A 12225-nucleotide genomic window follows, 5' to 3' on the forward strand; every position below is an offset into this window, starting at 1 on the left:
CGATCAGATCCTCGAGCCGAAGTTGGTCGAATAGGAATACGGCGAGAGCCAGACTTGGATCTTGTACACGCTCGCGTCCTGATCACCCGGCAGGCGGAAGACCACGCTGATCTCCGGATAGGCGGAGCTGAGCCCGAGCGCACCGAAATAGCGCTCCCCGCTGAAGACGATGCGGTAGAGGCCGCGGCTCAGATCGAGCGCCAGCCATTCTCGGACATAGCCCTCGTGGCCGATCTCGGATTTCCCGTCGAGCACCCAGCGGGCGTCGGCCATGCGTTCGAGGCGCACCTCCATGCCGGCGGCGGGGCGGCCGTAGACCGCGTCCTGCGCCTCCACCGAGATTCCCATGTCACCACACCCATCAGGGCTAGAAACCAGCCGCCGCGGGCCTGTCGCCCGCGGGTACTCGTTCACCATGCAGATCGCGGCTATCGCGGCCCCTTTCGCGTTCTATCGAATCGCTATCGCCAGGCGATAGCGGCGCGAAGGCGCCCCGATGGAACGCCATCGCGAAACAATGGCGCGCCCCGCTGACCAGCGCCGATATTCCCTCGAAAGCCGCGCGATGCGAAGTGAATTGCGCCCTCCGTGAGCGTCGTCGCCGAACGCACCAACCGATGCGGATCACGACTCGGAGGTAGGTCGAAATGGCTACTCGCATCAGCAGGACGGCGGCTCTGATTCTCGTCTCGATCATCGCGATCTTCGGCTCCATCGCCGGCCTGGCGTCCCCCGCCTCCGCCGACTCGCCGTGGGAGACGCCCTCCGCCGCCGACTCCCCCTGGGAGCTCGACGACGACTCCCCGTGGGAACTGACCGGCGACTCGCCCTGGGAGCTGACCGGCGACTCCCCGTGGGAGTAGCCGTCAAGTAGCTGGTAACGCATCGCCCAGCGATGTACGATCCTCCACAACCAAACCAGGGTCCGCCCAAGGCATACAGGTGTCACGCTGCGAGCAGTTGCTGCCCGATCGCCTCGGCCGCCCCGTTGTCGGGCGGCCGTACGGGGGGTGCTGGACCGCTGGTCTTACATTTATCGTGAGAATTTCGGACCACGCACGTCAGAACGGCAACCGTTGCGGACAATCTCTTCGAGGAGATATGCGTGGAATTTCGTGTACTGGGGGCCCTCGAAGTATCCGCGAACGGTCGGCAACTCGGCCCTGGCGGAGCGCGACAACAAATCGTGCTCGCGGTCCTGCTGCTCAACGCCAATCGCTCGGTCACGCTTGATCGCCTGGTAGAGGCGATCTACGACGACGAGCCGCCCGCGACCGCGCGCGCCCAGGTGCAGATCTGCATTTCCGCGCTGCGCCGGCTGATCAACAAAGACGGTCACCCCGAGATGATCGTCACCACGCGGCAGGGATACACGTTACGCGCCCCGACGGAATCCATCGACGCGCACCGTTTCGACAATCTCGTCGGCAGGGCGCGCAAGGCACGTGACCAGAAGCACGCGGAAGAGGCGATCAGCCATTTCCGCAGCGCGCTCGCGCTGTGGCGCGGGCCCGCGCTGGACGGCATCGAGAGCAGATATGTGCAGGCGCTGGCGAGCTGGCTCACCGAGCAGCGGATCACCGCCAACGAGGAGTGCGTGCAGCTGGAGCTGGACCTGGGCCGCCACCAGGAGCTGGTCGGCGAGCTCAGCCGGCTCGTCAAGGAGAACCCGCTGCGCGAAGGGCTGATCGCCCAGCTCATGACCGCGCTGTACCGCTCGGGCAGGCAGGCCGAGTCGCTCCAGATCTTCCGCGACGCCAGGCGCAGCATGGTCGACGAGCTGGGCATCGAGCCGAACGAGCGGCTCCAGCAGCTGGAGGCCGCCATCCTCGGCGCCGACGACAGCCTCGCCGCGCCCAGCCCGCCGGCGGTGGCGGCACCCGAGCCGGTCGCGGCCACGCCCATCTCCACGGTGCCGCGCATGCTGCCCGCCGACATCGCCGACTTCGTCGGCAGGCACGACCAGATCGAGCGGATCAGCAGGCGGCTGACCATGCCGCTCGACGGCGACGCGCGCTTCGCCGTGCCCATCGTCGCCATCGCGGGGCGTCCGGGCATCGGCAAGACGACCATCGCGATCCACGCGGCGCACACCATCGCCGAGCACTTCCCCGACGGCCAGCTGTTCGCCAACCTGCACGGCGCGCTGGCCAGGCCGGTCAGCCCCATGCAGGTGCTCGACCGCTTCCTGCGCGCGTTCGGCGTGCGCGGCTCCGAGCTGCCCGAGACGGTGGTGGAGCGGGCGGAGATGTTCCGCATGCTGCTGGCCGACCGCAAGGTGCTGATCGTGCTCGACGACGCCGAGTCGGAGAGCCAGGTGCTGCCGCTGATGCCGGGCAACCCGCCGTCGGCGGTGATCGTGACCAGCCGTCACCGGCTCGGCGGGCTGGCCGGCACGACCCAGGTGAGCGTGGCCGAGTTCGACGTCTCGCACGCCGTCGAGCTGCTGTCGCACATCGCGGGCGAGGACCGGGTGCTGTCCGAGCCCGAGTCCGCCGCCGCGCTGGCCGAGCTCTGCTGCTGCCTGCCGCTGGCGCTGCGCATCGCGGGCGCGCGGCTGGCCGTCAGGATGCACTGGGGCGTGGACCATCTCGTGGACCGGCTGAGGGACGAGGCCCGCAGGCTCGACGAGCTCAGCCACGGCGACATGGGCATCAGGGCCAGCCTGTCGCTGACCTACGAGAACATCAGCGCGCCGGCCCGCTGCCTGTTCAGGCGGCTGGCCCTGCTCGACTCGCCCGTCTTCTCCGCCTGGGCGGGCGCCGCGGTGCTCGCCGAGCCGCTGACCACCGCGCAGGACCTGTTCGACGACCTGGCCGACGCCCACCTGGTGGAGGTCATCGGCACCGGCGGCGCCTCCAGGGTCCAGTACCGCTTCCACGACCTCATCCGGGTGTACGCCCGCGAGCGCCTGGCCGCCGAGGAGGACCCGGCCGAGCGCAGCGCGGCGCTGACACGCGTGGTGCACGCGCTGCACACCCTGCTGATGGCGGCCCACGACCGCGAGTACGGTTCCTCCGACCAGGCGCGCAAGAAGCGGGCCGAGATCGCTGCCTGGCTGCCCGACGCGCTGGTGGACAGGCTGGTCTCCAACCCGATCGCCTGGTTCGAGCGCGAGCGCCACCTGCTCGTCTCCGGCATCCGGCAGGCCGCCCAGGCCGGCCTGATCGAGCTGTGCTGGCGCATGGCCAGGAACGCGGAGCCCTTCTTCGAGCTGCGCGGCTACCTCGACGACTGGCGCGAGACGCACGAGATCGCCCTGGACGCCGCCCGGCAGGGTCACGACGAGCGCGGCCAGGCGGAGATGCTGATCGTGCGCGCCTCGCTGGCCCAGACCGAGCAGCGTTTCGACGACGCCAGGCGCGACTTCGAGGCCGCCCTGGCCATCTTCGAGCGCATCGGCGACGTGCCCCTGGTCGCCAGGTCCACCCGCAACCTGGCCTTCCTCAAGCGGATCGACGGCCAGCTGCACGAGGCGATGCACCACCTGGAGCAGGCGCTGGCCATCTTCAACGACATCGGCGACCAGCTGGAGGCGGCGATCACGCTGCAGAACCTGGCGGCGATCAGGGCCGAGTGCGGCGACATCGACGAGGCCAAGGTCCTGCTGGCCGAGGCGCTCGTCCGCGGGCGCGACGGCGGCAGCAGGCGCATCGTCTCGCAGGTGCTGCACCGGATGGGGCGCATCCATCTGCAGGCCAACGAGTTCGGCCTGGCGGCGGGGGCCTTCGAGGAGTCGCTCACCATCGTGCAGGAGATCGGCGACACCACGGGCGAGGCCTACGCCCTGCACGGGCTCGGCGTCGCCAACGTGCGGCGCGGCCGCCTGGCCGACGCCGACGCCCTGCTGGACAAGGCGCTGACGCTGGCCAGGCGGTCGCGTCACAAGCTCGCCGAGGCGCACGCCCTGGCGGGGCTCGGCGAGCTGGCCCTGGCCACCGACCGGCCCCGCGACGGTGTCGAACACCTGCGCAAGGCCGCCCTGCTGTACCGCCAGACGCGGATCCCGCTGCTGGAGGCGCGCACGCTGATCAAGCTGAGCGACGCGCTCTGGTCGATCGGCGACACGACCGCCTCCGACCGGGCCGTGACCCGCGTGATGGAGCTGGTCGAGCACGTGGACGACAGGACGGGCAAGCTGGTGCTGGAGCACCTGTCGTCGGTCAACAACCGGGCGGGGCCGATGATGCTGCCGACCACCGGGCCCACGCTCTGACCGTCACGCGACGAGGCGGCGCCCCGCGCGGGAGACCGAGTCCCTGATGACCCGGCAGATCGCCGCCACGTCGTCCGGCTCCACGGTGGGGCCGGTGGGCAGCGAGAGTACCCTGCTCGCCAGCGCCTCGGCCCGCGGCAGCGGCAGCGGGACGTGCCGCTCGGGCGCGGAGCGGTACGGCTCGACCTGGTGGCAGATCGGCGAGAAGTAGCGCCGGGCGTGGACGTCGTACCTGAGCAGGTCCTCCAGCACGGTCTCGCGGGAGATCCCGGCCCGCGCCTGCTCCACCTCGATCACGAGGTACTGGTGGTTGGCGCGCTCGCCGGGCAGCTGCCCGCGCACCGTCACCCCCGGAACGCCGGCCAGGTGCTCCTCGTAGACGGCGTGGTTGCGGCGGTTGGCCGTGACGATCGTGTCGATGGCGTCGAGCGAGGTCAGGCCCATGGCCGCGCAGAACTCGTTCATCCTGGCGACCGTGCCGGGCCCGGCGATCCGGCCGGCCGGGTCGATGCCCTGGTTGCGCAGGGCCCTGACCCGGGCGGCGTAGGCGTCGTCGTCGGTGACGATCACGCCGCCCTCGACGCTGTTGACGAACTTGGTGGCGTGGAAGCTGAAGATCTCCGCCGTGCCGAACCCGCCGACCGGCTTGCCCCGGTAGGTGCAGCCGAGCGCGTGCGCGGCGTCGAACAGCAGGACCAGGCCGTGCTCGTCGGCGAGCCGCGTCAGCTCGTCCACCTCGCACGGCCGGCCGAAGACGTGCACCGCCAGGATGCCGCGGGTCCTCGGCCCGATCAGCCGGGCGACGTGCTCGGGGTCGGCGTTGGCGGTGGCCTCGTCCACGTCGCAGAAGACCGGGACGATGCCGATCCACTCCAGCGCGTGGGCCGTGGCGACCCAGGTGAAGGAGGGGACGATGACCTCGTCGCCGGGCCTGATGCCGGCGGCCCTGGCGGCGATCTGGATGCCCGTGGTGGCGTTGCAGGTGGCCACCGCGTGCCTGGTGCCGGCCACCCTGGCGATGCGTTCCTCGAACTCGCGCACCAGCGGGCCGTTGTTGGTCAGCCAGAGCCGGTCGAGCACGCCGTCGAGCCGCCGCATCAGCCGCTCGCGCTCGCCCACGTTGGGCCGCCCGACGACCAGCGTCTCCCAGGACGCCATCACGCCACCCCGTCGAGCATGCCGACGAAGAGTCCCGGGCTGTTGGGGCGGCCGCCGGCGAGCCTGAAGCCGGGCAGGAACTCGGTGCGGCAGCCGGCCGCCTCGAAGGCCGCCATGTACTGCTCGCGGGTGAACAGGCTGGAGTGCAGCACCTCGCAGAAGTCCCTGAAACCGGAGGAGTCGGCGATCCTGAAGCGCACCTCCAGCCGGCTCTTGCCGCCCTCGCGGCGCGAGTGCGTCATCCGGGAGACGACGCGCTCCTCCTCGACCAGCAGGTGCCCGCCGACGTGGCCGTCGAGGAAGTTGTCGGGGAAGTACCACGGCTCGACGACCAGCACGCCGCCCGGCGCCAGGTGCGCGGCCATCGTGCCGATCGCCGCCCGCAGCTCCTCGGGCGAGCCCAGCTCGCCGACGGCGTTGCCCATGCAGGTGACGGCGTCGAAGACACGGCCGAGGTCGAAGTCGCGCATGTCGCCGGGGTGCACGGGGACGCCGGGCAGCCGCCCCGCGGCCACCGACCGCATGTCCGGGGACAGCTCCAGGCCCTCGACGTGGTCGAAGAGCTTGACGAACGTCTCCATGTGCGCGCCCGTGCCGCAGGCCACGTCCAGCAGGGACGCCGCGCGGGGCGCGCGGGCGCGGACGATCTTCGCGAGATCCTGCGCCTCGCCCTCGAAGTCCTTGCCGCGGCTGCGGAAGATCAGGTCGTAGTACTCGGCGTGCTCGGATCCGTACTCCATGGCGAGCTCCCTTCAGGCCACTGCCGCTGCCGGCTGTGCCGCGACGACTCTCGGCTGCGGGATGGGGATGATGAACCGCCCGCCCCGCCGCAGGAAGTCCTCCTCCTTGGACAGGATCTCCGCGGCGTAGTTCCACGCCAGCAGGAGGTAGTAGTCGGGCTGCTCGGCACGCGCCTGCTCGGGCGAGAGCACCGGGATGCGGGTGCCCGGCAGCAGCCTGCCGTGTTTGAGGCTGGTGGTGTCGCTGCAGAAGAGCAGGTCCTCCGGCCCGAGGCCGCAGAACTGCAGCAGCGTGGTGCCCTTGGACGGCGCGCCGTACCCGGCGACGACCTTGCCCTCGGCGGCCAGGCCGCGCACCAGGTCGCGCACCTGCCCGATCACCTCATGGGCGCGGGCGGCGAAGTCCAGGTAGACCTCGTCGTCCTCCAGGCCGAGCTGCCGTTCCAGGGAGTGCAGCCGCGCGACGACCTGCTCCGGCGCGCGTTCCGCGTCGGCCCTGGCGGCGAAGACCACGACGGAGCCGCCGTGCACGGCGGCGCGCTCGACGTCGATCAGCCGCAGGCCGTGCGACTCGAACAGGCGGCCCAGCGTGTGGACCGAGTAGTACGACAGGTGCTCGTGGTAGATCGTGTCGAACTGGTTCTCCTGCAGCAGGTCCACCAGGTAGGGCACCTCGATCGCCAGCACGCCGTCGGGCGCCAGCACCGCCGTCACCCCGTCGAGCACGTTGTGCACGTCGTCGATGTGCGCGAAGCACTGGCGGCCCAGGACCAGCTTGGCCTGGCCTTGCTCGGCCGCCACGCGCCTGCCCTGCTCGCCGCCGAAGAACTCGGGCAGCGTCCTGACGCCGCGCGCGTTGGCGATCGCGGCCAGGTTCTCGGCCGGGTCCACGCCCACCACCCGCTGACCGCGCTCCTGGAACATCGCGAGCTGGAGGCCGACGTTGCTGCCGAGCTCGACCACCAGGTCGCCGGGGGCGAGCCCGGCGCGGCGCTCGCACCACCCGACGATGCGGCGCATGTGGTCGATCATCTGGTCGGATTCGGAGGTGACGTACACGTAGTGGCGGAACAGCACGCCGGGCTCGATCACATGCCTGATCGCCATGAGCCTGCAGCCGCGGCACACGATCACGTCCACCGGGTAGGCGGGCTCGTGCGCGGGCAGGTCGCCGGGGTCGAGGAAGCCGTTGGCGAGCGGCACCGGGCCGAAGGAGGTGACCTCCAGCCAGTCGTCCCCGCCGCAGACCCGGCAGGTGTCGAGCCGTCGGACGATGTCCTGCATGACTACTCCTAGTGATCTTCAGCGGATGGCGGCCGCGAGCTCGCGGTGCTTCAGCGGCTCCCACCAGGACCGGTTGTTGCTGTACCACTCGACGGTCGCGGCCAGCCCGTCGGCGAACGCGACCGCGGGCGCGTAGCCCAGCTCCCGCTGGATCTTGGCGATGTCCAGGGAGTAGCGCAGGTCGTGGCCTGGGCGGTCGGGCACGTGCTGGACCAGGTCCCAGTCCGCGCCGCACGCGTCGAGCAGCAGGGCGGTCAGCTCCAGGTTGGTCAGCTCGCAGCCGCCGCCGATGTGGTAGACCTCGCCGGCGCGGCCGCGTTCGAGCACCAGGCGGATGGCCCTGCAGTGGTCGGAGACGTGCAGCCAGTCGCGCCGGTTGTCGCCGTCGCCGTACAACGGCACCGGGCGGCCTTCGAGCAGGTTGGTGACGAACAGGGGGATCACTTTCTCCGGGAACTGGTACTGGCCGTAGTTGTTGGTGCACCGGGTGACGACCACGTCCAGGCCGAGCGTCCGGTGGAAGGCCAGGGCCAGCAGGTCGGAGCCCGCCTTGGACGCCGCGTAGGGCACGTTGGGCGCCAGCGGCGACTCCTCGGTCCACGAGCCGCGCTCGATGGAGCCGTACACCTCGTCGGTGGAGACGTGCACGAACCGGCCGACGCCGTGCCGCAGCGCCGCCTCCAGCAGCGTCTGTGTGCCGAGCACGTTGGTGCGCACGAAGTCGGTGGCGCTGATGATCGACCTGTCGACGTGCGTCTCGGCGGCGAAGTGCACGATCGCGTCCTGCCCCGCCGTCACCTCGTCGACCACGAGCGGGTCGGCGGTGTCGCCGTGGACGAAGCGCAGCCCGGGGTGGCCGGCGACGGGGTCGAGGTTGGCCAGGTTGCCGGAGTAGGTGAGCTTGTCCAGGACGGTGACCCGGGTGCCCGGCGCGTCGCGCAGCGTCGCTCTGACGAACTCCGAGCCGATGAAACCGGCACCGCCGGTGACCAGGATCCGCACTGTCGGTCTCCTCTGGGGTGTGGGAAGTCGCGGTCACCTGGCGGCGGCGGTCAACCGCTCCAGGTCGGCGACGATGTCGGTGGGGCTGGGCGTGGCCAGCCAGTCCTCCTGGATGTCCTGCGCGCCCTTCTGGAAGGAGGGGTCGCCGAGCACGCGGCGCAGCTCCTCGCGGATCTGCGAGGCGGACTGCGTCTGGTGGTTCAGGCGGACGCCCGCGCCGCGCTCGGTCACGTACCGGGAGGTGCGGCCCGCGGTGAGCTGCTTCTGGCACTTCAGGTCCCAGTCGATGCCGTCCTCGACGGGTGTGCCGACGATGCGGCTCGGCTCGTCGGTGTCGCAGACGAGCTGCGGCACCCCGGCGGCGGACGCCGCCACGAACGTGCCGATGGAGCCGTGATGGATGATCGCCGAGCAGGTCGGCAGGAGCTGGTCGAGCGGCACGTACTCCAGCACGCGCACGTTGTCCGGCAGCGGTTCGCGCAGGTCGAGGAGCTGGTTGGCGTCGAGCGTGGCGATCACCTCGATGTCCGGCCCGGCCACGGCCTCCATCAGCTTGGCCAGGCGGCCCCAGTCGCCCTTGAAGAACGCCCGCATGGACACGCCGAGCGACAGCGCGACCCGGGGCCGGGACGGCGGCCGGCGCAGCCAGTCCTCCATGAGGCCGCCGCCGGTGTAGGGGACGTACCTGACGGGCAGCCGCGTGACGCCGGTGGGCAGGCGCATGCCGGCCGGGAACGGGTCCACGGTCCAGTGGCCGAGCAGCAGCTCCTCGTCGACCTGCTGGCCGTACCGCTCCGCCAGCGGCTCGATGACGCGGGCGAGCGGGTTGCGCTCGCCGGTCCCGGCGAACTTCTCCGTGGCCCAGGCGGTGTAGTCGGGCGAGTGCAGGATGCGGGCGTGGGCGGCGCCGCAGGCGCGGGCCGCCACCGCGCCGCAGGGGAACCACGGGTCCCACAGCACCAGGTCGGGCCGCCACTCCCGGGCGAACTCGACGACGGCCGTGATGTCCTGCCGCGGCACGGGCGGGTGGTAGTTGCGCATGGTGAGCAGCGCGAAGTGGTGGAAGACATCCCAGGGCGCGCGTTCCGCCTCGCTGATCCCGAGCGCGGCCACCAGCCGCTCGCTCTCCTCGATCGTGGGGATGAGGCCGGCGAAGCCCGGGTAGCCGCGGTCGTGCACCGACAGCCGCTCGGGCTCGCCGCACGACACCGCCGTCAGCCCGGCGGCGGTGACCGCCCGGTGGAAGTCGGGCACGGCCACCCCCGTCGCGATGCCCGGCGGCGCGGCCACGCAGACCTGGTGCCCGGCGGCCTGCAGCGCCCACGCGTAGGGCACGACGGGCAGGAAGTGGGCCGGCGCGGGGAAGACGGTGAACATGACGCGCATCGCGATCACTCCATCGGGGAGTCGGGCGCGGCGACGCCGTAGCGGAGGATGCCGGAGAACTCCGCCACCATCGACATGATCGAGCTCTCGGTGAACAGGTTGCTGTTGTAGGCGAAGTTGCCGTAGATCTCGCCCGAGGGGTCGATGTCGAAGGTGAGCAGCGCGCCGTCCGGGATGTCGGTGCCGTTGGGCTGGGAGAACAGCCGCCCGCGCACCTCCTCCACCACCAGGTCGCCGATCCGCTCGCCCTCCATGACGGTGGCGAACTGCCAGACCTGCAGCGCGCACAGCGCCCTGTCCTCCAGCGCCGCGTCGGCCATCAGCTCCGGCGACTCGGCGGCGATCTGCAGGAACGGGATCTCCCGCGCGTACGCCTCGACGCAGGTGCCCCTGGTCCTGTCGACCACCTGCCGGAAGGTCTCGCAGCCGGTGATGTCGGTGCGCAGCGGCAGGAAGTTGAAGAACGGCCCGACGGTGTCCTGGAACTCCGGCTGCCCCCGGCCGGAGGTGATGGCCGGGATGACCAGGTCGGTGGCGCCGGTGAGGCGGTGCAGCAGCACGTTGTAGGCGGCCAGCAGCACCATGAAGGGGGAGCTGCGGTTGCGCTTGGCGAAGGCCAGCGCCTCCTCCGACAGCTCCTTGGTCAGCGTGAACCGGTACACCGGGCAGACCTTGCCCAGCCCCTCCGACCTGGCGTGGTCGGTCCTGACCGACAGCATGCGCGCGCCGCGCAGCTTCTTGCGCCAGTAGCCGCGGGCGGCCACGGCGCCGGCGGAGCCGGCGTTCTCCTGCTGCCAGGCGGCGTACTCGTGGTACGGCCGGGCGGCGGGCTGCTCGGGCACGTCGTGGCCTCGCCTGCGGGCGTAGCAGGTGACGATGTCGCGGATGAGCAACTGCATGGACCAGCCGTCGCCGGCGGTGTGGTGCACGATCAGCGCGAGCACCGCGTCCTCGTCGTCGTAGCGGCCCAGGACCGCGCGCAGGTGAGGCAGCTCCTGGAGGCTGTAGGAGCCGGACTCGATCTCGGTCAGCAGCTCCTCGGCCTTGCGCCCGCGGTACTCCTGCGCCGCCCGCGGCAGGTCGACCACGAGCAGCCGGGCGGGCGAGGGCGGCTGAACGGTCTGGTGGGCCACGCCGTCGCCCCTGGTGATCGTGGCGTTGAGCGAGTCGTGCTTGGCGGCGACCTCGTTGATCGCCTGGTGCAGCGTCTCGACGTCGAGCCGGCCGCGGACCCGCCAGCCCACGACGATGTTGTAGCGGGCGCTGAAGGGGCCCTGGCCGTCACCCTGGTCGAACAGGCGCAGGAACTGCTGGGTGAACGACAGCGGGTGATGGGTGGTGGGCGGTGCCGAGGTGGACAGGGAAGTGGTCATGCTGCCGCCTCCGTACGGGCGTCGCGGTGGTTGGCGCGCTGGAGCTCCACGGCCTGGTAGAGCGCGGCGATGTTGCCGCTGCCGAAGGAGCGTGCTCCCAGCCGCTCGATGAGCTCGAAGAAGAAGGTGCCGCGCGGGTGCGCGGAGCGGGCGAAGATCTGGTAGAGCTGGCCGTCGTGGTCCTCGTCGACGAGGATGCTGCGCCGCCGCAGCTCCGGCAGCGGGTACTTCACGGGCCGCACCCGGTCGGGGAGCAGGTCGTAGTAGGCGGCGGGGGTGGGCAGGAACTCCACTCCCCCGGCGCCGGTCGTGTCCACGGCGGCGGTGATGTCGGCGGTGCTCATCGCCAGGTGCTGCACGCCCGCGCCGCCGTGGGCGGCGAGGAACTCGTCGATGTGGCCGGGCTCCTTGGAGGCGTCCGGCTCGATGAGCGTGAGCGTCACCGACCCGCTCTTGACGACCTCGGTCGTCATGGCCTGATCGCCGACGGTGATGCGCTCGGCGAAGATGAGCTGGAAGTCCAGGACGTGCCGGTAGAAGTCCACGGTCGCGCCGAGCTCGCCGGACGGCACGCACACGGCCAGGTGGTCCACCTCGGCCAGGCCCGCGTCGAGCCCGCCCGCCGTCGCGGGTGTGGGGGTGAAGCCGGGCAGGGCGCGCTCGTCCAGGCTCTCGGGGCGCTGCACGAACGTGTGCACCAGGTCGCCGACGCCCTGGACGGTGGCGGTGACGAAGCCGTCGCGGGCGCACGGCGGGGACACCGGCCTGGCGCCCCGGTTGACCGCGCTCCGGAAGGCGGCGGTGGCGTCGGCGACGCCGAGCGCGACGTCGGCCACGCCGTCGCCGTGCCTGCCGAGGTAGGCGGCGCCCGGGTGGTCACCGGCGGTGGGCTGGGTGAGCACGAACCTGACCAGGCCGGCGCCCACGGCCACGGAGCGGCAGCCCCAGGCGGTGGACTCGGCGTAGGGTTCGAGGCCGTAGCCGCGGCTCAGCCGGCCCGCCTCCGCCGCCAGGTCGGTGACGTGGAAACCGATGTGGTCCAGGCGCAGGTCGTCCTTCGTCATGG

The 12225-nt window shown here is 71.4% G+C and carries 10 protein-coding genes; 2 read left to right on the forward strand and 8 right to left on the reverse strand.

Features of this window, described 5'->3' with window-relative positions:
* Positions 1-3: 3 nt before the first annotated feature.
* Entirely contained in the window at positions 4-348 is a 345-nt protein-coding gene (locus HD597_RS23850; RefSeq protein WP_253744914.1) for a hydroxyisourate hydrolase, read from the reverse strand.
* Positions 349-647: 299 nt separating this feature from the next.
* Between HD597_RS23850 and HD597_RS23855 the strand changes: the two genes are divergently transcribed.
* Together HD597_RS23855 and HD597_RS23860 are read left to right on the forward strand one after the other, a co-directional pair.
* Complete coding sequence (locus HD597_RS23855; protein WP_253744915.1) at positions 648-863, forward strand: hypothetical protein; 216 nt, start codon at positions 648-650, stop codon at positions 861-863.
* Between the two features lie 323 nt (positions 864-1186).
* A complete protein-coding gene (locus HD597_RS23860; protein WP_253744916.1) occupies positions 1187-4216 on the forward strand; it encodes an AfsR/SARP family transcriptional regulator in 3030 nt (1009 codons plus the stop codon).
* Positions 4217-4219: 3 nt separating this feature from the next.
* Here HD597_RS23860 and HD597_RS23865 read toward each other — a convergent pair whose 3' ends face one another.
* Genes HD597_RS23865 through hppD form a run of 7 tightly spaced genes read right to left on the reverse strand, consistent with a single transcriptional unit; the run spans position 4220 to position 12223 of the window.
* Positions 4220-5374, reverse strand: a complete 1155-nt coding sequence (locus HD597_RS23865) for an aminotransferase class I/II-fold pyridoxal phosphate-dependent enzyme (RefSeq protein WP_253744917.1) — start codon at positions 5372-5374, stop codon at positions 4220-4222.
* Positions 5374-6114 (reverse strand): class I SAM-dependent methyltransferase, encoded by a 741-nt coding sequence (locus tag HD597_RS23870; RefSeq protein ID WP_253744918.1) that lies wholly within the window; start codon positions 6112-6114, stop codon positions 5374-5376. Before HD597_RS23870 ends, HD597_RS23865 begins: the two co-directional genes overlap by 1 nt.
* A gap of 12 nt (positions 6115-6126) precedes the next feature.
* A complete protein-coding gene (locus HD597_RS23875) occupies positions 6127-7398 on the reverse strand; it encodes a class I SAM-dependent methyltransferase (protein WP_253744919.1) in 1272 nt (423 codons plus the stop codon).
* An 18-nt stretch (positions 7399-7416) separates the two neighbouring features.
* The gene (gene rfbB, locus HD597_RS23880) at positions 7417-8400 is read right to left on the reverse strand and encodes a dTDP-glucose 4,6-dehydratase (protein ID WP_253744920.1); all 984 of its coding nucleotides are present in this window, start codon (positions 8398-8400) and stop codon (positions 7417-7419) included.
* Positions 8401-8433: 33 nt separating this feature from the next.
* Positions 8434-9786 (reverse strand): nucleotide disphospho-sugar-binding domain-containing protein, encoded by a 1353-nt coding sequence (locus HD597_RS23885; protein WP_253744921.1) that lies wholly within the window; start codon positions 9784-9786, stop codon positions 8434-8436.
* Positions 9787-9791: 5 nt separating this feature from the next.
* Positions 9792-11159 carry a condensation domain-containing protein gene (locus HD597_RS23890; RefSeq protein ID WP_253744922.1) on the reverse strand — a complete coding sequence of 456 codons (1368 nt, stop codon included), beginning with the start codon at positions 11157-11159 and terminating at the stop codon, positions 9792-9794.
* Positions 11156-12223: a 4-hydroxyphenylpyruvate dioxygenase gene (hppD, locus tag HD597_RS23895; RefSeq protein ID WP_253744923.1), complete on the reverse strand. Its 1068-nt coding sequence runs from the start codon at positions 12221-12223 to the stop codon at positions 11156-11158. The genes HD597_RS23890 and hppD overlap by 4 nt, the downstream gene beginning before the upstream one ends.
* Positions 12224-12225: the final 2 nt, after the last annotated feature.

This window comes from Nonomuraea thailandensis (assembly GCF_024172165.1).
GTDB lineage: Bacteria > Actinomycetota > Actinomycetes > Streptosporangiales > Streptosporangiaceae > Nonomuraea > Nonomuraea thailandensis.

Bases quoted from the DNA above. Each gene is read 5' to 3' on its own strand.
- HD597_RS23850 (WP_253744914.1), bottom strand. From the start codon at position 348: ATGGGAATCTCGGTGGAGGCGCAGGACGCGGTCTACGGCCGCCCCGCC.
- HD597_RS23855 (WP_253744915.1), top strand. From the start codon at position 648: ATGGCTACTCGCATCAGCAGGACGGCGGCTCTGATTCTCGTCTCGATC.
- HD597_RS23865 (WP_253744917.1), bottom strand. From the start codon at position 5,374: ATGGCGTCCTGGGAGACGCTGGTCGTCGGGCGGCCCAACGTGGGCGAG.
- HD597_RS23870 (WP_253744918.1), bottom strand. From the start codon at position 6,114: ATGGAGTACGGATCCGAGCACGCCGAGTACTACGACCTGATCTTCCGC.
- HD597_RS23875 (WP_253744919.1), bottom strand. From the start codon at position 7,398: ATGCAGGACATCGTCCGACGGCTCGACACCTGCCGGGTCTGCGGCGGG.
- HD597_RS23885 (WP_253744921.1), bottom strand. From the start codon at position 9,786: ATGCGCGTCATGTTCACCGTCTTCCCCGCGCCGGCCCACTTCCTGCCC.
- HD597_RS23890 (WP_253744922.1), bottom strand. From the start codon at position 11,159: ATGACCACTTCCCTGTCCACCTCGGCACCGCCCACCACCCATCACCCG.
- hppD (WP_253744923.1), bottom strand. From the start codon at position 12,223: ATGACGAAGGACGACCTGCGCCTGGACCACATCGGTTTCCACGTCACC.